Source organism: Sphingomonas colocasiae, assembly GCF_019880585.1.
Classification (GTDB): Bacteria; Pseudomonadota; Alphaproteobacteria; order Sphingomonadales; family Sphingomonadaceae; genus Sphingobium_A; species Sphingobium_A colocasiae.
Genome location: NZ_JAINVV010000003.1, coordinates 451644 through 474962, shown reverse-complemented (window position 1 = coordinate 474962; position 23319 = coordinate 451644). Strand labels below are relative to the sequence as shown.

Here is a 23319-nt window from a genome sequence, read left to right as displayed (position 1 = left end):
GCACCGGACGCACGATCCGTCGCGCGAATGGTGAACGCCGCGTAACGAACCATGCGTCCGGGCGTTGGAGGGGCGCGTCTGTGCGTACGGGGTGTCCCGGCGCCCTTGAAAGGGAGCAAGTCTATGCGTTTCCAAACCGTGATGTTGGCCGGCCTCGGCGCCCTGGCGCTCGGCGCCTGCGCCAAGCAGCAAGAGGTCGCTTATGCGCCGCCGCCGCCGCCGGGTGCCGTTCCCGGCAGCACCGCCGCCGATCGCGACGGTGACGGCATCATCGATGGCTATTACACCGCCGACGGCATCTATCATCCCAATGCCGTGCCGGCCTATAATCCGCCGCCCACCCCGACGCGCAAGGGGGAACGGGGCTGATCGCTTCGTTTCGGGGAATGCGCGCAAGTCGCATTCCCCATTATCTGATCCTTGCGGCCGCGCTCTGCGCCGGCCCGGTCCATGCTGCCCCCGCCGGCAAGTCGCCCCCCAGGGCCGCGCCGTCCGGCCCGGCCGGAGAGGCCGTCGCGCTCGCCATCCGGGATCAGGCGGGCGGCGCGGTCAAGAGCTTCTATGCGGATCGCGGCTTTCGGCCGCTCTGGGCAGCGGGCGGCAGGATCGGCCGGTCCGCCGACACGCTTATCGGCTATCTCCGATCGGCCCATGCCGATGGATTGCGGCCGTCCTCTTACAATATCGATGAACTGAGCCGGGCCGTCGCGGCGGCGCGCGGCGGCGATGCGCGCGCGATCGCGCGCGCCGAACTCGATTTGTCCGCGGCCTTTGCGCGCTATGTCCAGGATCAGCGCCGCTCGGGCGTTCGCATGACCTATGCCGATCGCCGGCTCAAGCCGAAACGGCTCGGCGCCGAAACCGTGTTGCGCGCGGCGAGCTTTCCCAAGTCGCTCGACGATTATGTCGCCGATATGGGCTGGATGAGCGCGCAATATGTCGGGCTCCGCGCCCTGGCCTTGCGCGCCGAGAAACAGGGGCTGGCAGGCGACAGGCTGGCGCGCCTCCATCTCAATCTCGATCGCGCCCGGCTGCTGCCCGGCCCCTATACGCGCCATATCGTCGTCGATGCCTCGTCGGGGCGGCTCTGGTATTATGAACTGGGCAGGCAGGTGGGCACAATGCGCGTCGTCGTCGGCGCGAAGGAAACGCAGACGCCGATGCTGGTGGGCACGCTGCAATGGGCGGTGCTCAATCCCTATTGGAACATCCCGACCTATCTCGCGCGCAACAGCATCGCGCCAAAGGTGCTTGCCGGCCGTTCGCTCGCGGCGCAGCGCATCGAGGCGCTGTCGGGCTGGAGCGCCGACGCACGCCGGATTCCGGCGTCCGAGATCGATTGGGACGCGGTGGCGTCGGGCAAGCGCGAAGTGCGGTTGCGCGAATTGCCGGGCGGCGCCAATTCGATGGGGCGCGTCAAGTTCATGTTCCCCAATGACGAAGGCATCTATCTGCACGACACGCCGGCGCGCGACTTGCTGAAGAAGGAGGATCGGCACTTCAGCAATGGCTGCATCCGCCTGGAAAATGCGGCCGAACTGGGAAAATGGCTGCTCCGTAAACCGCTTTCCGCGGCATCGAAGCAGCCCGAACAGGCGGTGCCGCTGCCCGTGCCGGTTCCGGTCTACCTCACCTATATCACCGCCGCCGCCACCGATAAGGGCATCGCCTTTCGATCCGACATATATGGCAGGGACGATTAGAGCGGGCTGCGCGAAATATGAAATCGCGCGGCCCGCTCCGGATATTCGTGATCGCATCGTTTTCGCGGAAAACCGGTTCCCGCTTTTCCGCACGATGGCCTAGCGTCGCTCGATACGGCACCTGTCGAACAGGCGCGTCATGCCAAGCAGCGCGTCCATATAGGGCGTGGGAATGCCTGCCTGGGCGCCGATGGCGCGGGGCGCGCCGAGCAGCGCCTCGATCTCGATATCCCGGCCGGCCTCGACGTCCTGGAGCATCGAGGTCTTGAACGCGCCCAGCTTGCGCGTCACCAGCATGCGATCCTCGCCGCTTTCGGTGATCGGGCAGCCGATCGCGGCGCCGATCGCCGCGGCTTCGGCCATGATGCGCAGCGTGAAGGCGGCGACCAGCTCGTCGTCGAGGATCCGGTCCGCCGTCGCACGGGTTAGCGCCGAAATGGGGTTCATCGTCATGTTGCCCCATAATTTGTACCAGATGTCCTGCTGGATCCGTTCGCTCACGCTCACGTCCAGCAGCGCATCCCGGAACAATGCGGAGACGCGCTCTAGACGGCCGGTGACGGCGTGCGAAGGTTCGCCCAGGATAAGCCCCTTGCCGAAATGCCGGCGGATCACACCCGGTTCGATGGTCGAGCAGGATGCATGCACGACGCAGCCGATCACCTGATCGGCCGGCAGCGCCGCGCCGATGCTGCCCTCGGGATCGAGCGAGGCTGGGCGGAGGTCGGGGCGGTCGTCCAGGAACCACCAGGGCACGCCGTTGAGCATCGGCACGATGATGGTGTCGCGGCTGATCAGCGGGCGGGCGGCTTGCGCGGCTTCGCGAAGCGCCGGGGCCTTGACCGCGATCACCAGCAGTTCCTGCGGGCCGAGTTCGGCGGCGTTCGCGGAGGCTGCCACCCGGGGCGCGATCTGCCCACTCTCCTGATCGAGGATCAGGCCGTTCGCGCGAACGGCCTCCAAGGTTGCGCCCCGCGCCAGCACCGATACCGGCGATCCGGCCGCAGCCAGCGCCGCGCCGATCCATCCGCCGATTGCGCCGGCGCCCACGATTCCGACCTTCATTGCCTGTCCTTCGCCATGATCGCCGCGCCATAGCAGGCCTGAGGTGGCGGCGCGATGCATCGGATAAGCGGATGGACGGGCCTGTCTGGTGTTATCCGGAAAAGGGAAGCCTTGGAAATCCGTCGAAAATACCACCCAAAATGAGTTGCAAAAATAACCGAAAATCCAACCGTTTTGAATAATACTTTGGATGTATCTATAAAGTAAGCTTCCCGGTTCAACTTGGTTCAATAATGAATATTTAACCGTTCTTATCTATCGATGTGTCTATGATTTGCTGAAGTATTTGGTTTGTCGGGTTCTTCTGTTCTTCGCCTGGCATTTGCCGGCAAATATGGGCGGTGTTTCGATGGAGAGGTTTATGAACGTGAAATCCATATCGGTAGCATGCGCAATGGTCGCGGTCGCGACGGGCACGGCGGCGCGGGCCGATGTCACCGGCAGCGTCGACGCGACGATCACGCTGACCAGCGGTTGCATCATCAACGAGCAGCTGACCAATAACGGCGCCAGCAACAGCGATTTCGGCACGATCGATTTCGGATCGCGCAACAGTCTGTTCACTTCGGCGGACGGAGAGGCGGTCGGCAGCGGTACGGGCATCGCGATCCAGTGCACGCCGGGCATCACGCCATCGCTTACATTCGGCGCCGGCCAGAATGACGGCCAGGGCACGGGTTCGGGCAATCGTGCGATGGCGCATGCGACGGAATCGGGCCAATATGTGAAATATGGCCTCTATTCCGATGCCGGTCGCAACACGCTGATCGCGATCGACGGCAGTCTGGCGCTGGCCAGTGACGGCAGCGCGCAGGTCATCCGCGTCTATGGCCGCGCCTATGGTGCGGCGGGGCTCGTCGCCGGCAACTATTCCGATATGGTGCTCGTCACGCTCGAGCTTTGACGAAGGGGCGGGGCCGTGGCGCGGATCGTCGTTGCCGGTGTCGGTGCCTTGCTGGCAGCCGCGGCGACGATCCCGTCCGGGCCGGCCCGCGCTGAAACGGGCAAGTCCTTCGAAGTGGCCGCGACGATCCAGCGGGGGTGCCTGATCGAAGGGCCTGGGGCGGGATCGGGAGCGTTCGGGCATCTCGATTTCGGCACGGTCTCCGCATTCACGAGCGGAATGCGTTCGGCGAGCGTGACCTCCAACCAGACGATCACGCTGCGCTGCACGCCGGAAACCGATCTGCACATGTCGGTGGATGCCGGAACGCATCTCTCCGGCGGCGTGCGGAACCTGCAGCGCGGCAGCGATGTCGCCGGTCGCATCGGGTACACGCTCTATTCCAACGCGGGCTACACCGATGTGATCGCGCCGGGAGCGTCGATCGGCATCACCGTCGATGCGACCAACTATACCGACATTCGGCTGCCGATCTTCGGTCGGTTGACGCTTTCGGGCCTGCGACCGGCGGGCGTTTACGGGGATGTGCTGACCGTCACGCTGAGTTGGTGAGATTTTGGGGAGGGGACCATCATGCGGCATTGCATCATTCCGGTCGCACGGTTGCTGGCATCGCTCGGTGCGATGCTGCCCGGTGCGGCGATCGCCCAGGCGGGGGCCGTGCTGATCTGGCCGGTCGATCCGGCGATAGAGGCCACGCAGCGCGCGACCGCGCTCTGGCTGGAGAATCCGGGAAAAGCGCCGATCCAGCTTCAGGTGCGGGTGTTCGGCTGGCAGCAGTCCGACGCGGGCGATCACTATGTCGCGCAGAATGAAGTGATCGGTACGCCGCCCATGGTTCGGATCGAGCCGGGGCAGCGCCAGCTTGTCCGCCTGACCCGCACCACGCCGGCGCCTGCCGGCACGGAGGTCGCCTATCGCGTCATCGTCGACGAGATTCCCTTGCCGACCGCGGTCGCCGATCGGGCGGACGCCGCGCGAATCCAGTTCCGGATGCGCTACGCCATCCCGCTCTTCTCCTATGGTGATGGACGGTCGCGGCCCAAGCCGGCGGGCGGCGCGTCGGCGGGAGCGCCGGCACAGGCGCTTGGCTGGCGCATCGTCTCCGAAGGCGGAAAGCGGTTCCTGGAAATGCACAATGCCGGGCAGACGCATGTCCGCCTCGTCAATGTCAGCTTCGAAGCGGACAAGAAGCCGTTCGCGCCGGGTCTGCTCGGCTATGTGCTGGCGGGCGCTACCATGCGCTGGCCATTGCCCGAAGGCGCGGGCAATGGCGTGCTCCGATTGAGCGTGAATGGCGAGGCCGTCACCATGGGCGCGGTCTCGGGTGACTGACGCGATGCCGTCGCGATATCCGCCATCATGCCCATGCGGGGCCGGCGTCGGCCGGTGATGCGTCGTGCGATCCGTTCCTTCAGCGCGGGCGCGCAGGGTGCGGATGCTGCACGGTTTTCTGGCGGCATTCGCCGCGCTGACGGCATCGCCGCTCATGGCTTCGTCCGGCCGGTTCGACGGCATTCCCGCAGCGGATGATCGCATGCCCGCCGCGCAGACGCTTCAGCTCGAACTGGTCGTGAACGGCGTTCCCTCGGGCGTGATCGTCCCGGTCACGCTCGGCCAGGGGCGTTGCGAAATGGCGGCATCGGATCTGGTCGCGGCGGGCGTCATGCTTCCCGCCGGTCTGTCGGGCACCATAGAAATTGCCGCGCTCGATGGAGTCGCGGTCGATTATGATCAGTCCAATCAGCGCCTCAGGCTCGATGTGCCCAGCACCTGGTTGCCGCATCAGTCGGTCGGCGGCGGGGGCACGGCGCGTGTCCGGCCGCAAAGCAGCTTTGGCGTGGTGCTCAACTATGATCTCAATTTCGTCGATACCGCCGATCGCGCGCCGCGCGCCGTGGCATGGGGCGAAGCGCGGATGTTCGGCGATTTCGGGCAGGTGTCGCTGACCGGGGCGGTGCAGGGCGGGCACGTGATCCGCTACGATCTCAACTGGAGCCATTCCGACGACGAACGCATGATCACCTATGAAGCCGGCGATTTTGTGACGCGCAGCCTGCCCGGCAATCGGCCCGTACGCATGGCGGGAATCCAGATTTCGCGCGACTTCTCGGTGCGGCCCGATGTGATCACCTATCCCTTGCCCGAATTCGCGGGCGATGCGCGGTTGCCGTCGGCGGTCGATCTGCTCATCGACGGTTATCGCGCGGCCGGCGGGCAGGTCGCCCCCGGCGCGTTCGCGATCGGCGCGATGCCGGGCCTGAACGGCGCGGGGCAGGCGACGCTGGCGGTCACCGACATGCTCGGCCGGCGGGTCACCACCACCATCCCCTTTTATGTCAGCAACGACCTGCTTCGCCCCGGCCTGCTCGATTTTTCGGGATCGGCCGGTGTGCTGCGTCGCAATTACGGCCGCCGGAACTTCGACTATGGCCTTGCCGCCGCGACCGCAGCCCTGCGCTACGGCGTTTCGCGCCTGATCACGGTGGAAGGATCCGCCGAGGCCGGCAGCGGCTTCGCCTCGGCGAGCCTCGGTGCGCTCGTCCAGCTCGGCAATGCGGGCGTCGTCAATGCCGGCTATGCGGTGAGCGACGATCATGGCGAAACCGGTGACCGGTTGACGCTGGGTTATCAATATCGCGCGCGGCGCTTCGGTTTCGCGGCGAGCCATGTCCGCGAAAGCGATGGGTTTTCGGACCTTTCCAGCATCGGCGATCGCCATGCCGCGCGCACGACGACGATTGTCGCGACCAGCCTGTCGAGCGATGCGCTCGGCAATTTCGGCGCCAGCTATGTCGAGACCAGCGATCGGCGCGGGCAGGATCTGGGGCTGGCCAGCGGATCCTGGTCCATGTCTCTCGCCCGTGGCGTCACCCTGTTCACATCGGGCACCTACGAGGTTCGCCGCCGCCAATGGTCCGGCGCGCTCAACCTGATCCTGCCGCTGGGCGGCAGTCGCGGAACGGCGGCGACGAGCGTGGCGCGCGAAGCGCGGGGCGCCACCACGTTGCGTGCCGATTACGGCCGCGCCATCCCGGCGAGCGGTGGCCTGGGCGGTAACGCCATGCTGGCGCGCGCATCGGATACCGGGCTTTATGGTTCCGGTGAACTGGCATGGCGCAGCGCCGCGATGGAAGTGCGCGGCGGCGCCTATGGCCGCCGTGGCAACATCACGCGCTGGGCGGGTGTCAGCGGATCGGTGGTCGCGATCGGGAACGATGTATTGCTCGCCAATCGCATCGCCGATTCCTTCGTGCTGGTGAACACTGGCGGGCGGGCGGGCGTGCCGGTCCGCTACGAGAACCAGCTTGTCGGCCGCAGCGGTGGTGACGGGCATGTGCTGGTGCCCTGGGTGCCGGCCTATTATGCCGGGCGCTACTCGATCGATCCGTTCGATCTGCCGACCAATGTCGCGGTTCCGGTCGTGGAAAAGAGCGTCGCGGTGGCGCGCGGCAGCGGTCTGGTGCTGAATTTCGACCTCAGGGAGATGCGGTCCGGCCGGGTCACCTTGATCGATGCGCAGGGCGTTCCGCTGCCCGTCGGTGCCATCGCGTCGATCAACGCCGGCCCCGCGCTGGCGATCGGCTGGGACGGTTTCCTGTTCGTCGAGACGCTCGAGGATATCAATGCCGCCATCGTCACCTTGCCGGACGGAGGGCGCTGCACCGCCGAATTCGCGGCGCCGCCGCCGGGCGCGGAAGATGCGATGATCGGGCCGGTCGCATGCCGCTGATCCGTACGCTCCTGGCCATGCTGGCCTGCGCCGTTGCGCTGTTGGCGGGGCGCGCGCATGCGCAGACTTTCGGTTCCTGCACCGTCGCGACCGCAAGCTCGACGCTGGGGCCGGCGGGATCGTTTACGGTCGCCAGCACCGCCCAGCAGGGCAGCGGATCGAGCGGGCTGGGCTGCAGCGCGATTTCGGTGGCGACCAATTCCTATCTGAAGGTGAAACTCGAAAGCTCCACCTTCACCCTGACGGGGCCCGGGGGGCGGACCGTTCCCTTCATCGTATCGGCGGCGCCGAACGGCACCGCGATCACCACGGGCGCCGAGGCCGATTTCTCGAGCTTCGATCTGCTCAACCTGTTCAGCGGACCGGGCGGGACGGTGCCGCTCTACTTTCGAACGACGCCGACCGGCGGGCTGGCGTCGGGCACCTATCAGGGCAGCGTCAACCTGCGCTGGTATTTCTCGGTCTGCACGCTCGGCGTCGCGGTCTGCCTGGCGCTTTCCGAAAGCCCCGGCTTCGTGCGGCCCGGCCTGTTCACCACTTTGGCCTGGGGGGCGGGCGTGCCGGTGACCATCAACGTCTCGCTCACCGTCGACAAGGACTGCGCCATCACCGCGCCCGATGTCGATTTCGGTACGGTGGCGCTGGTGTCGCAGTTCACGCCGAAAACCCGCACCATCTCGATCCGGTGCAGCGCGGATGCGAGCTACACCGTGGGCCTGAGCAATGGCGATAATTATGCGGGCGGCTCGCGGCGCATGAAGCTGGGCGGCAATTACCTTCGCTACGAGCTCTATCAGGGCACCAGCGGCTCGACGCGCTGGGGCCCCAGCGGCGGCGAGCGACGGAGCAGCGGTGCGGCGGATAGCAATCCGGGCATCCATGACGGCAGCACGCTTCAGGGGTTCACCTATCGCGCGATCGTCGATCCCGGGCAGGCGACGCCGGTAGCGGGGCGCTACGCCGATAGCGTCCTTGTCGACGTGGTGTTCTAGACTCGGTCCGGTTCAGATTGAACCGGACCGAGTCCGACGTCTTCTGATGTGTCGCGGTTCCCGAGCCGGCAGGTGAGGCCACCTGCCTTGGAACCACTCTAGCTCCGCGCACCCGCGATGCTGGCTGCAACCGCTTCCGCCACCTTGATGCCGTCGATCGCGGCGGAGAGGATGCCGCCGGCATAGCCGGCGCCTTCGCCCGCTGGGAACAGCCGCTCGACATTGAGACTCTGGAGATCCTTGCCGCGCGTGATGCGGATGGGGGAGGAGGTCCGCGTCTCCACCCCGGTCATCACCGCATCGGGATCGTCGTAGCGCGGCAACTGGCGGCCGAAGACCGGCAGCGCCTCGCGCAGCGCCGCGATCGCGAAATCGGGCAGGCATGAAGACAGGTCGGTCATGGTGACGCCCGGCTTGTACGACGGGATCACGCTACCCAGTTCGGTCGATGCCCGCCCGGCCAGGAAATCGCCGACGCGCTGGCCGGGCGCGTGATAGGACGAGCCGCCCGCGACATAGGCGAGCGATTCCCAGTGGCGCTGGAAGGCGATGCCGGCCAGCGGGCCGTCCGGATAGTCGCGCGCGGGATCGATCGCCACGACCAGCCCGGAATTGGCGTTGAATTCGGCGCGCGAATATTGGCTCATGCCGTTGGTGACGACGCGGCCCGGCTCGGACGTCGCGGCGACCACGCGCCCGCCCGGGCACATGCAGAAGCTGTAGACCGTCCGGCCATTGGCGCAGTGATGCGACAGGCTGTAGGCGGCGGCGCCGAGATCGGGATGGCCCGCGCAGCGGCCATAGCGGGCCTGGTCGATCCAGGATTGCGGATGCTCGATGCGCACGCCGATCGAGAAGGGCTTGGCCTCGATATGGACGCCGCGTGCGTGCAGCATCTCGAAGGTCGGCCGCGCGCTATGGCCGACCGCGAGCACGACATGGTCGGCCTCCAGGAAATCGCCGCCGGCCAGATGCAGGCCGCGCAGCCGCGCCTTGCCGTCCGGTGCCCGGTCCAGTTCGATATCGTCGACGCGCGTCTGCCAGCGATATTCGCCGCCCAGCTCCTCGATTGTCTTGCGGATGCTCTCGACCATGGAGACGAGGCGGAAGGTGCCGATATGCGGATGCGCCTCGGTCAATATGTCTTCGGGCGCCCCCGCTTTCACGAATTCCTCGAGCACCTTGCGGCCCAGGAAGCGTGGATCCTTGATCCGGCAATAAAGCTTGCCGTCGGAAAAGGTGCCGGCGCCGCCCTCGCCGAACTGCACGTTGGAGTCCGGATTGAGCTCGGCGCGGCGCCACAGCCCCCAGGTATCGCGCGTGCGTTCGCGCACCACCTTGCCGCGATCGAGGATGATCGGGCGGAATCCGGCCTGCGCCAGGATCAGCCCGGCGAACAGTCCGCAGGGGCCGGCGCCAACCACCACCGGGCGCAGGCCGGACCAGCCGGCGGGCGCGATCACGGGCGCGCGATAATGCGTGTCCGGCGTCGGGCGCAGGTTATGATCATTCGCTAAGCGCGCGAGCACTGCCGCTTCGTCGGCCAGTGTCAGGTCGAGCGTATAGACGAGCTGGATCTCGCCGCGGCGGCGCGCGTCATTGCCGCGCCGCACCAGTTCGAAACCCAAAAGCTCTTCGGGCGCGATGTCGAGCCGCCGGCAGATGGCGGCGGGCATCGCATCCGCTTCATGGTCGAGCGGCAGGGACAGTCCGGAAAGGCGAAGCATGCGCGGCTCCTACCGGCAAATCGCCGCCGCGCCAATCGGCTGTGGCGGTTATCGGACCGGCCGGCCGTCGCGATCGACCGCGACCATCGTGAAGATCGCCGATGCCGCCCGTCGGCGTTCTCCGGTCAACAGCGCCTCGGCCGAGAGCTCGACGCCGATGCGCACCGAACTCCGCCCTGTCATCTTCACCTCTGCGGCCAGCTCGACCATTTCGCCTTCGTGGATGGCCGAGGTGAAATCGACGCGTTCGGAAGCCGCCATCACCATCACCGCGCGCTTGTGCCGGGTGGAGGCGATGAAGGCGGCCTTGCCCATCATCTTCAGCGCATCGCCGCCATAAAGCGTGCCGTAATGATTGGTCTGCGGCGGAAACACCATGTCGACCATCCTGAGCCGGCCGTCATCGGCGGGCTCCGCTGATACGAAACCAAGCGGCGGCAGCGGAAGGCACGTGTCCGGCCCCTTTGCCGCGACCAGCGTGAAGCGCCCGCGCGTGCACAGCCGGCGCTCGCCGCTGATCGGCGCTTCGGCGACCAGCGAAACCTCGACGTCGAGCGAGGCGTTGCCGACGCGGACGACCTGCCCGGTCGCTTCGATCATCTCCCCGGCGCGAGCGGGCGCCGCGAAATCGATCTTCTCCGAAGACGCGGTGACGAACGGCGCCCGGCCGTGGCGCGAGGCGGCGAGGAACGCCAGTTTGTCCATATGCGCGAGCGCCACGCCGCCGAACAGCGTGCCATGATGGTTGGTGTCGCCCGGAAAGACCATGTCGATCAGGCGGACGGTGCCGGCGGCGTGGCGGGTCATCGCGTCAGCCCTCCGCCGCCAGATCGGCGCGCAATGTGCGGGCGGCGGCGACCATCGCCGCGATCGCCGGGCGCACCTCCTCCCATGTGCGGGTCTTCAGGCCGCAATCGGGATTCACCCAGAGCTGGTCGGGGGCAAGGTGCCGCCGCGCCATGCGCATCAGCGCCACCATTTCCGCCTCGCCGGGCACGCGCGGCGCATGGATGTCGTAGACGCCCGGGCCGATCGCGGCGGGATAGCGATAGCGGGCAAAGCCTTCGAGCAATTCCATCTGCGAGCGCGCGGTCTCGATCGAGATCACATCGGCGTCCATCGCGCCGATCGAGGGCAGGATGTCGTTGAATTCCGAATAGCACATATGGGTGTGGATCTGCGTCGCATCGTCGGCCCCGGCGGCGGCAAGCCGGAAACATGCCACCGCCCAGTCGAGATAGGCCTGCCAGTCGCGCCGGCGCAGCGGCAGGCCTTCGCGCAGAGCCGCCTCGTCGATCTGGATCGCCTGCGCGCCGGCCTTTTCCAGGTCGAGCACCTCATCGCGGATGGCGAGCGCGATCTGCCGGCACGACGCTTCGCGCGGCTGGTCGTCGCGCACGAACGACCAGTTGAGGATGGTGACGGGGCCGGTGAGCATGCCCTTGACCGGCTTGTCGGTCAGCCCCTGGGCATGGCGCCACCAATCGACGGTCATCGCCCTGGGCCGCGACACGTCGCCATACAGAATCGGCGGGCGCACGCAGCGCGAACCATAGCTCTGCACCCAGCCATTGGCGGTGAAGGCGAATCCCGACAATTGCTCGCCGAAATATTGCACCATGTCGTTACGTTCGAACTCGCCATGGACAAGCATGTCGAGCCCGGCCTCTTCCTGCCAGCGGATCGCGCGTTCGGTCTCCTCCCGCAGGAATTGCCGATAGGCGTCCGTATCCAGCCGGCCGCGGCCATGTTCGGCACGGGCATGGCGCACGTCCGCCGTCTGCGGGAAGGATCCGATGGTCGTGGTGGGGAAGGCGGGCAGGCCGAGCGCCGCCTGTTGCTGTCCGCGCCGCGCCGCGTGACCGGAACGGCGGTCATGCATGGCGGGGGTGATCGCGGCGATCCGCGCGGCGACCTGTGCGTCATGGATCCTGGGCGATGCGCGGCGCAGCACGGCGGCCTGGGTGGAGGCGGCGAGCTCCGCCGCGACGCTTGCGCGTCCGTCGACCAATGCGCGATTGAGGATGGCGAGTTCCTCCAGCTTCTGTACGGCGAAGGCCAGCCATTGTTTCACTTCGTCGTCCAGCTTGTGCTCCAGCGCGAGATCGACGGGCACGTGCAGCAGCGAGCAGGATGGTGCGATGACGATGTCGCGCATCGCGGCAACGGGCTCGAGCCGGTCGAGCAAAGCCTCCAGGTCGGCGCGCCAGATATTGCGGCCGTCGATCACCCCCAGCGACAGCAGCAGCGATCGGGGCGCGGCTTTCAGCAGCGGCGCCAGTTGGTGCGGCGCGCGGACCAGATCGACATGCAGGCCGGAGACCGGCAGCGAGGCGGCGAAGGACAGAGTGTCGTCGAGCCCGCCGAAATAGGTGGTCAGCATCAGTTTCGGCCCGGAACGGGCGAGCCGGGCATAGGCGCGGGTGAAGGCGCGGCGCTGGCGATCGTCGAGATCGGTGACGAGGATCGGTTCGTCGATCTGCACCCAGTCCGCGCCCGCCAGGGCGAGCTGGCCCAGGATCACGCCGTACAGGCCCAGTATCTCGTCGAGGCGGTCGAACGGATCCAGGCCATGGCCTTTCGCCAGGCTCAGCCATGTCACCGGCCCGACGATCACCGGGCGCGTTTCATAACCCTGGGCCTTCGCTTCGCGATACTCTTCGACCGCCTTCAAACGGCCGAGCGCGAGCCGCTGTCCGGCATGGAGTTCCGGCACCAGGAAATGATAATTGGTATCGAACCATTTGGTCATTTCGCACGCCGTCAGGCTGGCATGCGCATGGCTGCAGCCGCTCTCTTCCCCGGCCGTGCCGCGCGCCATCGCGAAATAGGTGGCGAGGCCGGCCTCACCGTCGGCCGCGCCGTAACGTGCCGGGATCGCGCCGAGCATCAGGCTCATGTCGAGCATGTGATCGTAGAGCGAGAAATCGTTGGATGGCAGCCAGTCGATGCCCAGCGCCTTCTGGCGAGCCCATGTGGCGGTGCGCAGTCCGGATGCGGCCTCGTGCAATTCGGTTTCGCCGGACTGTCCGGACCAATATCGCTCCAGCGCGAATTTGAGCTCGCGGCGCGGGCCGATGCGCGGAAAACCAAGCGAGGCAATCGTAACGGTCATGTCTTCTTCCCCGAAGTGGGGCGGAGGGCCATCGGACCGGACACGTGCGCGCACGGCACGGCTGACCCGGCTGTGGACGCGCAAGCGGCCAGACCGGGCACCCCGCCGGTGGACGTTATCGCGTCGAAGGCAGGTCTCCTGGCTTGCGGGTCAGCGCGGACGGCCTGGCCTTCCCGGCGGCCGAAGCCGCCAGTGACACGTGATGACCGCCGCTCGCCGCTTACAGTTGCGGGGGCAGCACCGGATTTTCACCGGTTTCCCGTCTTAGCTCCGGCGCGGATATGCCCGACCGAAGAACCTCGACCCCATCAGCATCGCCTGTGGCGGCGCATTCGTCAAGTATGATATAAAGATTTCTTTATATAAGGCGTATATTGATCCGATATTCCGGTGGATATCGAGATACTGCATGACGCGGAAATGGCGATCTTCCGGCCGCCCGGAAGATCGCCATTCCTTCATCGTCACAGCTGGTCGCGGCGCGATGCCGCGCCCTTTCTCAGCTCGTGAAATCGAGCTGAACCACCTTGCTCGGCGTTGCACGGCAATAGATCGGCACGTCGCGGTCGCCATCGGGATAGGTCGCGACCAGCTCGGCCGCGAAGCGCCAGCCGCCATTGCCCGGCTCGATGCTTCTCAGACGGTCGAAGCGCAGCCGCGTTCCACCCGTCGCGCCGATCTGGCGCGAGGCTTCGAACAGGCAGGTCTGCATCGACGGCCTGGCTTCCGCCGGCAGCGAGGAGAGATCGGCGGAGATCGCGGCGGGCGGGCCCGGCGGATAGCTGGGCGGCGTTTCGGGCGCGGCAGTTTCGGCGGGCTTGTCGGCCTTCTTGTTCTTGCTGGCGAGCAAGGCGACCAGCCCGGCCGCCACGGCGACGCCGCCGATGATCAGCCCGGTGCTGGGGCCCTTGTCGCGGTCTTTGTCCCAATCAGGCCGGCCGTCGTCCCATCCGCCGCCCCAATTATTGCCATAGCCGTAAGCGAACGTGCCCCGGCAGTTGCGCGACACCCAGATCGAGCGGCGATCATAACCCCAGGTCCGTCCCTGGACACAATTGCCGCTGCCGCGCGTCAGCAGCACCACGCGGTTCTCGGTGCGCGCATCGCAGCGCTTCATCCGGTTGTTGCGCGATTCACACACGATCCGTCCGGCATAGCCACGGTTCCGGTCATAGCCGGGATTGGGACGCGGCGGCTGGATTTCCGGCCGGCCGGGAACGGGATGCGGCAGTGGCACCGGGCGATCGGGAACCGGCTGGGGCAGGGGCACCGGGCGACGATCCGATGGCCTGCTTTGCGCCATCAGCGGCGTAATGCTCTGTGCCGTCAGTGCGGTTGAAAGAAGGATTGTGCCGAAGATCCGCTTCATGTCGCGTCCTCTCTTGCTCGAAAACGATCCCCTTCGATCGTTTCGGTGGCAGCATAACCCGAATGCCGGGACCGCACAGCACGAATCGCGATGAATAATGCGTCAAGATTTCAGGCTGTTGCGGGCAACCCGACGCACCATGTTGCAGAGCGGATCGATTGCGAGGATAGGAATGGCATGTCGGATACCATCGACGGCGAAGCCGCGCGGCGCTGGCTGCTCCGTTCCAAGCTCGATCTGCCGCGCAACAATGTCTGGCTCGTCGGCCGGCCACGGCTGTCGTCACGGATGGACGGATGGCTCGGCCTGGATCTCGCCACCGTCGTCGCGCCCGCGGGTTATGCCAAGTCGACCACCGTCGCCGAATGGTGCCGTGGCGCGCGCGATCGTGGCGCCGCCGTCGCCTGGCTGACGCTCGACGAGGGCGACGCCGACCCCTCGCAATTCCTGTCCTATGTCATCGCGTCGTTGTCCTCCGCCGGGCTCGATCTCGAATGGCTGGAGGCCGGCGCCGAAGAGGGATTCCTCGCCAGCGGAATCCCTTCGGTGATGTCGGCCATGCTCGACGCGGTCGCGCGTTTCGGCCAGCCCGTGCTGCTGGTGCTCGACGATTATCACCGGCTTGCCTCGCCTGCGGTCGATGCGGTGATGAAGGCGATGCTGCACGCGATGCCGCGCAACATGACGATCGTTGCGGCGTCGCGGACCGCGCTGCCCTTCGATGTCGCGCATCTTCTGGCGGCCGGCCGCGCCGATGAACTGACGAGCGAAGCGCTGCGCTTCACCGCCGAGGAACTGGCCGCCGTCTTCGAACGTCCGATCGGCTCGGAAACGCTGGAGATCCTGCTCGAGCGTACCGAGGGCTGGCCCGTCGCCGTCCAGCTCGCCAAGCTGCTGGTCGGCGACGATCTCGACAATAGCCGCATCGCGCGTTTCAACGGCGGTTCGGGTCATATCGCCACCTATCTGGCGGATCAGATCGTCGGTGATCTCGATCCCGACCTCCAGTCCTTCCTGTTGATGACCGCGCCGCTCGAGCATTTCAACGACGAGCTCGCCGCCGCCGTCACCGGACGTGACGACAGCATGCGGACGATCGCGCGGCTCGAACCCCTGGGGGCGCTCATCGTGCCCCTGAACGAGGGCGGCGCCGGCTATCGCTATCATCACCTGTTCGCCGAATATCTGCGCAACGAATTGCGCCGGCGGCATGGCGAGGTGGTGGTGCGCGACGTCCATCGGCGCGCGTCGCTCTGGTACGAGCGCAACGGCTATATGTCCGATGCGGTGCGGCACGCCCGGCTCGCCGACGATTATGATCGTTGCGCGCGACTGATCGAGGGTGCCGGCGGCTGGGAACTGATCCTGTTCGGCGGAATCGGCTATCTGCGCGGCCTGTTGCAGCAATTGCCCGAGCCTGTCGTCCAGGCCTATCCGCGGATCTCGGTCGCCAAATCCTATTCCTGCCTCAAGGACGGGTTGCTGCAACAGGCGCGCGCCTTTTTCGACATCGCGGCGCACACGCACGAGGCCGCCCGGTCGGGCGATGCCGCGCTCGAACGCGATCTGCTCAACGTCGGCGCGCTGCTCACCGTCTATGAGGATCATCATATCGACGGCGACGGCGTGGCCCGGCTCGACGCCGGGCTGGCCCGGATCGCACCCAACGATCCCGTCACCCGTTCGATCCTGTCGTGCCAGCTCGTCGTCTATGAACTCGCGCTCGGGCGGTTCGACGCCGCCGATCGCCGCGCCCAGCAGACCATGCGCATGATGCGGCAGGCGCGCACCGTGCTGGGGCTCAATTATTGCTTCCTCCATGCCGGCCTGGCGGCGATGTATCAGGGGCGGCTGAAGGCGGCGGAGGCGCATTTCAGCGTCGCGCGGCGGATGGCGGAGGAGAATTTCGCCTTCGATCCCGGATTGCGCGCGCTGTCGCGATTGCTCGCCACCTGCCAGCGTTTCTGGGCGGGCGAGGAACCGGACGTGCCGCCCGAACAGCTTCGCGCCGACCTGGATCAGGTGGAGGGTTTCGACGGCTGGGTCGATATCTATTATGTCGCCTTGACCGTCGAGCATTTCCAGTTGCGTGACCATGACGCGGCGATCGAACGCGCGCGGCGGATCGCGCAGGTGCGCGGGCTGGAACGGCTCGACCGGCTGGCCGACGCGCTGGTGCTGATGGAGGCCGGCCATGCGGACAGGATGTCGGTGGCGATGCGGCTGCGGCAGGATCTGCCCGACGGATGCTGGGAACAGGATCGCTTCCGCTGGCTCGTCTATGCGGAAAGCCGGCTGGCGCTGGCGGCGCATTTCGCGGCGATCGATCGTGCGCGCGCGATCGCGATGCTGGGTGACGGGCTGCGCTGCGCGCGCGGCACCGGTGCGTTGCTGCATGTGCTGCGCATGTTGATCGCGCGGGCGCAGCTTCTCGATCTCTCCGGCGATCGGCCGCGCGCGATCGAGGATATGATCGAGGCCCTGACGCTCGCCGCCTATGACACCGCCTATGGCGCCTTTCTGGAGAATCGCGGTTCGCTGCCGCTGCTCCGCGCCGTGGTGCGCCATGCGCAGGATTCCTATGTCGACATATTGGTCGTCGATTTCGCGTCCAACATCGTCGCCCGGCTGGCGCGGGTGAACGAGGATCGCGGGGAAGCGGGGCTCTCCCTGCGCGAGCGCGAGGTGCTGGAGGAACTGGCGCAGGGGCGGTCGAACAAGGAGATCGCCCGTCTGCTCGACATGACCGAGCATACGGTGAAGTTCCATCTGAAGAATCTGTTCGCCAAGCTGGATGTCGCCCGCCGCACCCAGGCGGTCGCGCGCGCGCGCGAACTCGGCCTGATCTGACACCCTGACCGTTGGTTTCGAGTGCAGGTTCGAGCCTGCCGAGAACCGAAGTCGAGAAGGCGGCGGCGTCGAGCCCTTCTCGGCGGACGCGTCTCGACAGGCTCGACGCTTCTCGAAGCGAGAGGGCCGGGGTGAGGTCAGCCAGGCAAGACCTACCCGTTCGAGTAGGTTTTGGCGGGCACCGCCGCCCAGCCTAGCCGAATCCCGCCTGCGGCTATGCTTCGCGGCGATTGTTTCCCGACACCGCCTGCCCGACACGAAGGGGGTCAAGAACATTCGACCCGTCCGGGGCCAATGCCCCGAAGACGGCGCGACAGCCCGAGGGGGGACGAGATGATGATTTCGGTCAAACGGAAACTGGCGACAGGCGCGGCCCTGGCATGCATGGCCATCGTGCAATCGGCCTGGGCGCAGGATACCGGGGCGCAGGAAGCGCAGGGCGAGACCATGGGCGTCGAGGACATCGTCGTCACCGCGCGCCTCCGCAACGAGAATCTCCAGGACATTCCGCTCGCGGTCACCGCCTTTTCGGAACAGTCGATCGCCGATCGCAAGATCGAAGGGGTGAGCGACTTCCTGTCGGCAACGCCCAATATCTCGATCAACCAGTCGCAGAGCGCGGGCGTTTCCTTCATCACCGTGCGCGGCGTCTCGCAGGTCCGCAACGGCGAGAGCCCGGTCGCGGTCGTCATCGACGGCGTCCAGCAGGTCTCGTCGCGCCAGCTGACCCAGGATCTGTTCGATCTGGAGCGGATCGAAGTGCTGCGCGGCCCGCAGGGCGCGCTCTACGGCCGCAACGCCATCGGCGGTGCGATCGTCATCACCACGAAGAAGCCGAGCGACACGTTCGAAGGTTCGGCGACGCTGGGCTATGGCCGCGGGCAGGATTACCGAGCGCGCGGATCGGTCTCCGGGCCGATCGCCGGCGACGCGCTGCGCTTCCGCGTCGCGGCCAGCTATCGCAATCTCGACGGCTATTACCGCAACACCTATCTCAACCGGAAGGTCGACGGGATCGAGGATCTCAACCTGCGCGGCCAGCTCTTCGCGCAACTGGGTGAGAATTTCACCGCCGATCTCAAGGCGCAATACGGCCGCACCGAAGGCGGCGGCGTCAATTTCCAGTATCAGTCCGCCAAGTTCGATCCGGCGAAACCCTGTTTCCTCGATCCCGCCAATCCGTTCGGCGGGCCGGCGCCCGACGCCGACCGCGTCGTCCGCAGCTTCTGCGCGACCAATCTCGGCCATAATGTCCGCAAGACCGGGCAGGTTTCGCTCAAGCTCGAATATGATGCCGGTTTCGCGACGATCACCAACGTCACCGCCTATGATCGGGTGCAGGAATATGTCGCCGGCGACCAGTTCGCCTATACCGCGAGCGTCGACGTCTTTGGCACCGACGGCACCCAGACCCAGTTCGAGGACATGAAGGCGTGGTCGAACGAACTGCGGATCGCCTCGCGTTCGGATCAGGCCTTTCGCTGGATGGTCGGCGCCTATTATCTCGATACGAAGCGCTTCATCTCGACGACGACGGGCGACGACAATCTGCAGGGGATCGTATCCGTCCGGCGCACGCCGCAATTCACCAACCCGGCGAACCCGACGCTGTCCTTCTTCGCCGACGACAATCACAACCGCGCCTGGGCGGTCTTCGGCAATCTCGCCTATGACGTGACCGACAGGTTCGAACTGTCGGTCGCCGGGCGCTACGACAAGGATCGCCGCCGGCAGACCGTACGCGCGGACCAGACCGGATCGCTCCCGCCCGGCTGCTCGGCGGCGGCGCCCGGCAATTGCATCAAGCGCAACAGCTACGATCTGTTCCAGCCTAAGGTTTCCGCCAAATACCGGGTCAGCGACAATCTGAACCTGTTCGGATCCTGGGGCGTCGGTTTCCGCTCCGGCCAGTTCAACCAGAGCGGCGTCGCCGCGGTCGCGCAGGCGGCGGGCGTCAACGGCGTCTCGGATGTCGTGCAGCAGGAAGAGGCCGAAACCTTCGAGCTGGGCTTCAAGAGCGACCTGTTCGATCGCCGACTGCGCCTGAACGGCACTTTCTACACGACCAAGGACAAGAACCCGCTCTATTTCGTGTTCCTGGGGGCGATCGGCGGGCAGGTGCTGGTCAATATCGATCGCGTGCGCTCGACCGGCTTCGAACTGGAAGCGCAGGCCAAGCTTGCCGAGGGCCTCGATGCCTTCGCCAATTACGGCTATACCCGCAGCCGCATCCGCAAATATTCGGTCGATCCCAGCCTGGTCGGCAACCAGACGCCTTATGTCCCCAAGGACAGCTGGGCCGCGGGGCTGCAATATCGCACCGCGATCACCGACGATTTCGGCCTGTTCGCACGCGCCGATGTCGAACATCATGGCAGGCAGTTCTGGGATCCGGAGAATTCGACGGCGCGCAGCAGCTATGAACTCGCCAATCTCCGCCTCGGCGTCGAGCAGCCCGACGGACGCTGGTCGCTGATCGCCTCGGTCGATAACCTGTTCGACAAGAAATATAATGCGGAATGGGTGCTCGGCGGTTTTGCCCAGCCCGGCCTGCCGCGCACCTGGTCGGTCGATTTCTCGATCAAGTTCTGACGCCTCGGGGGCGGGGACGCCCCAAACGCAAATCGCATCAATCCCGCGCCGGCCCTGTGCCGGCGCGCAGGGAGAGGTTTTGACATGACCGACACGACACGCGTGCTCTGGGTGAACCCGATCGGCAAGCCCGCCTATGACGATCCGATGGGCGCGCTGATGGGCGGGATCAAGCAGCGCGACACCCGGGTCGACGTGGTTTCGCTCAATACCAGGCTGCTGCCCGATCATCTCGAATATCGCACCTATGAGGCACTGATCGTGGCGGACATGGTCCGGCTGGCGCGCATGGCCGATGGCGAGGGCTATGACGCGATGGTCATCGGCTGTTTCTACGATCCGGGGCTGGAGGATGCGCGCGAGATTTCGGGCGGCACCGTCGTCGTCGCGCCGTGCCAGGCGTCGGTCCAGATCGCCGCCAATCTCGCCAACCGCTTTTCGATCATCATCGGGCAGGAGAAATGGGCGGTGCAGATGCGCGAGCGCGTCACCGCCTATGGCTATGCGCATAATCTGGCGTCGATGCGCGCGATCGGGATCGGCGTGCCCGATCTCCAGAAGGATTGCGACTTCACCACCGCGCGCATCCTGGAAGCGGGGCGCCGCGCGATCGAGGAGGACAAGGCGGAGGCGCTGATCCTCGGCTGCACCTGCTCGTTCGGCATGAACGAGGTCGTGCAGAAGGAACTGGGTGTTCCCGTGATCGATCCGATCCTGGCGGCCTTCAAGATGGCCGAATTCCTGGGCGGGCTGCGCCGGCAATTCGGCTGGACGCCGAGCCGGGCATGGAGCTGCGCGCCGCCGCCCGAGGCCGAACTGGCCGGCTTCGGCATCTTCTCCGCGGCCCCGCCGATCGGCAACCGCGTCAGCTATTGAAGGATAATATCATGGAAATCATTCCGATGCGCTGGGCGGATACCGGCGTGCAGATCGACACTCTGGGCGAGCGAAGCTGGCAACGCCCGACCGCGACCGCCTTCGGCATGGCGAGCTTTCCCGAAGGCGTGCGGCACCCGGCTGAGGGCTATTCGATCCATGCCGGCACCGAGATCTCGTTCATCCTCGATGGCGCGTTCGATGTCGAGACGCCCGACGGCGTTACGCGGGTGACGCGCGACCATCTTGTCGTGATCCCGGCCGGCGAGCCGCATGCGACACTGACCCGAGTGACAGGCCGTGTCGCCTATTTCCTCGTGACTGAAGAACAGGAGTAACCAGGGTGCGCGCATCCAGCGATGTCGGCGGGACCTTCACGGACCTCGTCTATTATCAGGTCGATCCCGAGACCGGCCAGTGCGGCGAGGTCCGCACCGCCAAGGCCGATACCACGCCGCCGAACTTCGAGCAGGGCGTGCTCGATACGCTCGCCAAGTCGGGCGTGCCGATCGGCGAGCTCGATTTCTTCGCGCATGGCTCGACCGTGGTGATCAACGCGCTGACCGAGCGCAAGGGCGTGAAGACCGCCTTGATCACGACCAGGGGCTTCCGCGACGTGATCGAGATCGCGCGCGGCAATCGCCCCGATCTGTTCAACTTCAACTTCCGCAAGCCAAAACCATTCGTCGAACGCTATCTGCGCGGCGAACTCGACGAGCGCGTCACCTATCGCGGTACGATCGAGCGGCGGGTGGACCTGTCGCCGCTGCCCGCGATGATCGATGCTTTTCGTGCCGACGGCGTCCAGGCGATCGCGGTCGCTTTCCTCCATGCCTATGTCGAGCCCGCCAATGAGCGCGCGGTGGTCGCGGAGATCCGCCGGCTCTGGCCCGAGGTCTCGGTGCTCGCCTCGCACGAGGTGAGCCGTGAATGGCGCGAATATGAACGCACCAACACCACGGTGCTGTCGGCTTATGTGCATCCGATCACCCAGCGTTACGTCGAGCGGCTCGAGGATCGGCTGAAAGACGGCGGCTATGCGCATCCGCTCTACATGATGCAGTCCAATGGCGGCATCGCGACGGCGGAGGCGGCCAAGGCCAATCCGATCGCGATGGTCGAATCCGGCCCGGCCAGTGGCATCTTCGCCGCCGCCTATATGGGCCGCCGCATCGACGAGCCCAACCTGATCGTGCTCGATATCGGCGGCACCACCGCCAAATGCACCCTGGTCGAGGATGGTGAGGTCAAGGTCACCACCGAATATCATATCGAGCGTGACGCCCGGAATCCCGGCTATCCGATCCAGACCGCGGTGTCGGAAATCGTCGAGATCGGCAATGGCGGCGGATCGATCGCCTGGATCGACGAAGGTGACAAGCTGCATGTCGGCCCGCGTTCGGCGGGCGCGCGGCCGGGGCCGGCGGCCTATGGCCATGGCGGCGCCAATGCGACGACGACCGACGCCAATCTGGTGCTCGGCCGCATCGATCCGGCCAGTTTCGTCGGCGGCGAGCGCGAACCCGACTGGGCGGCGGTCGATGCCGCCTTCGCGCCGCTCCAGGCGCGGCTCAATCTCTCGCGCGAGGAAGTGGCGCGCGGCATCGTCCGCATCGCCAATGCCAATATGACGGCGGCGCTCCGGCTGGTTTCGACCAACAAGGGCTATGATCCGCGCGATTTCGCGCTGATGGCCTTTGGCGGCGGCGGCGCGATGCACGCGGTGGCGCTGGCGGAGGAATTGCGCGTCCCGCATGTGATCGTGCCCGTCAATTCCTCGGTCTTCTCGGCCTGGGGCATGTTGCTGACCGATCTCAGGCGCGACTATCTCCAGACGCACCTGACGCGGCTCGAATCCGCCCAGGCGGCCGAACTCGCGAGCGGCTTCGCGGCGATGCGGCTTCAGGCGATGGACGATTACGGCCGTGACGATGTCGGCTTCGAGCATTTCCTCGACATGCGCTATATCGGGCAGGAGCATACGGTGAAGATCTCGGCGGTGCGCTCCGCCGACGGCGATGTCGATATCGCCGCGACCGCCGACGCCTTCCACGCCGCGCACGAGAAGCGCTTCACCTATCGGCTCGACAACGCCATCGAGGTGGTGAACTTCCACCTCGTCGCGACGATCGCGGTCAACAAGCCCGAACTCGCCGAAAAGCCCGTCACCGGCCGCGCGCTCGGCGATGCGGTGATCGCCACGCGCAGCGTCGATTTCGATCAGCACGGCATCCACGATGCGACGATCTACGACGGGCTGCGGCTGGAGCCGGGCATGGCCTTTCAGGGGCCGGCGATCATCCAGGAACCCTCGGTCACCTGCGTCGTGCCGCCGCCCCACAGCGTGACGATCGACAAATACGGCAATTACCACATCCATCTGGCAGCCTGAG

Annotated in this window: 17 protein-coding genes and 1 riboswitch; of the genes, 12 read left to right on the top strand and 5 right to left on the bottom strand. The window is 66.3% G+C overall.

What is annotated here, in order from left to right; genetic code table 11:
- Positions 1-123: 123 nt before the first annotated feature.
- A complete protein-coding gene (locus K7G82_RS05810; protein ID WP_222988881.1) occupies positions 124-369 on the top strand; it encodes a hypothetical protein in 246 nt (81 codons plus the stop codon).
- Between the two features lie 17 nt (positions 370-386).
- Entirely contained in the window at positions 387-1703 is a 1317-nt protein-coding gene (locus K7G82_RS05805; RefSeq protein ID WP_222988880.1) for a L,D-transpeptidase family protein, read from the top strand.
- 99 nt (positions 1704-1802) lie between these two features.
- On the opposite strand, the gene K7G82_RS05800 is transcribed toward K7G82_RS05805, so the two are convergent.
- Positions 1803-2768 carry a 2-dehydropantoate 2-reductase gene (locus K7G82_RS05800; protein WP_222988879.1) on the bottom strand — a complete coding sequence of 322 codons (966 nt, stop codon included), beginning with the start codon at positions 2766-2768 and terminating at the stop codon, positions 1803-1805.
- 361 nt (positions 2769-3129) lie between these two features.
- Between K7G82_RS05800 and K7G82_RS05795 the strand changes: the two genes are divergently transcribed.
- From K7G82_RS05795 to K7G82_RS05775, 5 genes are all read left to right on the top strand, one after another.
- The gene (locus K7G82_RS05795; RefSeq protein ID WP_222988878.1) at positions 3130-3672 is read left to right on the top strand and encodes a Csu type fimbrial protein; all 543 of its coding nucleotides are present in this window, start codon (positions 3130-3132) and stop codon (positions 3670-3672) included.
- A 15-nt stretch (positions 3673-3687) separates the two neighbouring features.
- A complete protein-coding gene (locus K7G82_RS05790; RefSeq protein WP_222988877.1) occupies positions 3688-4224 on the top strand; it encodes a Csu type fimbrial protein in 537 nt (178 codons plus the stop codon).
- A gap of 21 nt (positions 4225-4245) precedes the next feature.
- On the top strand, positions 4246-5007 hold the full coding sequence (locus K7G82_RS05785) for a fimbrial biogenesis chaperone (RefSeq protein WP_222988876.1): 762 nt from the start codon (positions 4246-4248) through the stop codon (positions 5005-5007).
- Positions 5008-5110: 103 nt separating this feature from the next.
- Complete coding sequence (locus K7G82_RS05780) at positions 5111-7405, top strand: fimbria/pilus outer membrane usher protein (protein ID WP_246623353.1); 2295 nt, start codon at positions 5111-5113, stop codon at positions 7403-7405.
- Complete coding sequence (locus K7G82_RS05775) at positions 7396-8397, top strand: Csu type fimbrial protein (RefSeq protein ID WP_222988874.1); 1002 nt, start codon at positions 7396-7398, stop codon at positions 8395-8397. Before K7G82_RS05780 ends, K7G82_RS05775 begins: the two co-directional genes overlap by 10 nt.
- A gap of 98 nt (positions 8398-8495) precedes the next feature.
- On the opposite strand, the gene K7G82_RS05770 is transcribed toward K7G82_RS05775, so the two are convergent.
- From K7G82_RS05770 to K7G82_RS05755, 4 genes are all read right to left on the bottom strand, one after another.
- Complete coding sequence (locus K7G82_RS05770) at positions 8496-10124, bottom strand: NAD(P)/FAD-dependent oxidoreductase (RefSeq protein ID WP_222988873.1); 1629 nt, start codon at positions 10122-10124, stop codon at positions 8496-8498.
- Positions 10125-10172: 48 nt separating this feature from the next.
- Positions 10173-10931, bottom strand: a complete 759-nt coding sequence (locus K7G82_RS05765) for an acyl-CoA thioesterase (protein ID WP_222988872.1) — start codon at positions 10929-10931, stop codon at positions 10173-10175.
- A 4-nt stretch (positions 10932-10935) separates the two neighbouring features.
- The gene (metE, locus tag K7G82_RS05760; protein WP_222988871.1) at positions 10936-13239 is read right to left on the bottom strand and encodes a 5-methyltetrahydropteroyltriglutamate--homocysteine S-methyltransferase; all 2304 of its coding nucleotides are present in this window, start codon (positions 13237-13239) and stop codon (positions 10936-10938) included.
- Between the two features lie 110 nt (positions 13240-13349).
- Positions 13350-13556: riboswitch (cobalamin riboswitch) on the bottom strand.
- A gap of 182 nt (positions 13557-13738) precedes the next feature.
- Entirely contained in the window at positions 13739-14608 is an 870-nt protein-coding gene (locus K7G82_RS05755; RefSeq protein WP_222988870.1) for a DUF3011 domain-containing protein, read from the bottom strand.
- A 177-nt stretch (positions 14609-14785) separates the two neighbouring features.
- Here K7G82_RS05755 and K7G82_RS30010 point away from each other — a divergent pair, with 177 nt between their 5' ends.
- From K7G82_RS30010 to K7G82_RS05730, 5 genes are all read left to right on the top strand, one after another.
- The gene (locus K7G82_RS30010; RefSeq protein ID WP_281422966.1) at positions 14786-17458 is read left to right on the top strand and encodes a winged helix-turn-helix domain-containing protein; all 2673 of its coding nucleotides are present in this window, start codon (positions 14786-14788) and stop codon (positions 17456-17458) included.
- Between the two features lie 333 nt (positions 17459-17791).
- Positions 17792-20050 (top strand): TonB-dependent receptor, encoded by a 2259-nt coding sequence (locus K7G82_RS05745; RefSeq protein ID WP_246623296.1) that lies wholly within the window; start codon positions 17792-17794, stop codon positions 20048-20050.
- Positions 20051-20134: 84 nt separating this feature from the next.
- Positions 20135-20926 carry an aspartate/glutamate racemase family protein gene (locus K7G82_RS05740; RefSeq protein ID WP_222988869.1) on the top strand — a complete coding sequence of 264 codons (792 nt, stop codon included), beginning with the start codon at positions 20135-20137 and terminating at the stop codon, positions 20924-20926.
- A gap of 11 nt (positions 20927-20937) precedes the next feature.
- Positions 20938-21264: a cupin domain-containing protein gene (locus tag K7G82_RS05735; protein ID WP_222988868.1), complete on the top strand. Its 327-nt coding sequence runs from the start codon at positions 20938-20940 to the stop codon at positions 21262-21264.
- 5 nt (positions 21265-21269) lie between these two features.
- Positions 21270-23318, top strand: coding sequence for a hydantoinase/oxoprolinase family protein (locus K7G82_RS05730; protein ID WP_222988867.1), 2049 nt, complete (start codon positions 21270-21272; stop codon positions 23316-23318).
- Position 23319: the final 1 nt, after the last annotated feature.

Excerpts from the sequence above, each read along its gene's own strand:
- K7G82_RS30010 (WP_281422966.1), top strand. The coding sequence starts at position 14,786 with ATGTCGGATACCATCGACGGCGAAGCCGCGCGGCGCTGGCTGCTCCGT.
- K7G82_RS05745 (WP_246623296.1), top strand. The coding sequence starts at position 17,792 with ATGATGATTTCGGTCAAACGGAAACTGGCGACAGGCGCGGCCCTGGCA.
- K7G82_RS05740 (WP_222988869.1), top strand. The coding sequence starts at position 20,135 with ATGACCGACACGACACGCGTGCTCTGGGTGAACCCGATCGGCAAGCCC.
- K7G82_RS05780 (WP_246623353.1), top strand. The coding sequence starts at position 5,111 with ATGCTGCACGGTTTTCTGGCGGCATTCGCCGCGCTGACGGCATCGCCG.
- K7G82_RS05755 (WP_222988870.1), bottom strand. The coding sequence starts at position 14,608 with ATGAAGCGGATCTTCGGCACAATCCTTCTTTCAACCGCACTGACGGCA.
- K7G82_RS05735 (WP_222988868.1), top strand. The coding sequence starts at position 20,938 with ATGGAAATCATTCCGATGCGCTGGGCGGATACCGGCGTGCAGATCGAC.
- K7G82_RS05805 (WP_222988880.1), top strand. The coding sequence starts at position 387 with ATGCGCGCAAGTCGCATTCCCCATTATCTGATCCTTGCGGCCGCGCTC.
- K7G82_RS05765 (WP_222988872.1), bottom strand. The coding sequence starts at position 10,931 with ATGACCCGCCACGCCGCCGGCACCGTCCGCCTGATCGACATGGTCTTT.
- K7G82_RS05800 (WP_222988879.1), bottom strand. The coding sequence starts at position 2,768 with ATGAAGGTCGGAATCGTGGGCGCCGGCGCAATCGGCGGATGGATCGGC.
- K7G82_RS05775 (WP_222988874.1), top strand. The coding sequence starts at position 7,396 with ATGCCGCTGATCCGTACGCTCCTGGCCATGCTGGCCTGCGCCGTTGCG.
- K7G82_RS05810 (WP_222988881.1), top strand. The coding sequence starts at position 124 with ATGCGTTTCCAAACCGTGATGTTGGCCGGCCTCGGCGCCCTGGCGCTC.
- K7G82_RS05785 (WP_222988876.1), top strand. The coding sequence starts at position 4,246 with ATGCGGCATTGCATCATTCCGGTCGCACGGTTGCTGGCATCGCTCGGT.
- K7G82_RS05770 (WP_222988873.1), bottom strand. The coding sequence starts at position 10,124 with ATGCTTCGCCTTTCCGGACTGTCCCTGCCGCTCGACCATGAAGCGGAT.
- K7G82_RS05795 (WP_222988878.1), top strand. The coding sequence starts at position 3,130 with ATGAACGTGAAATCCATATCGGTAGCATGCGCAATGGTCGCGGTCGCG.
- metE (WP_222988871.1), bottom strand. The coding sequence starts at position 13,239 with ATGACCGTTACGATTGCCTCGCTTGGTTTTCCGCGCATCGGCCCGCGC.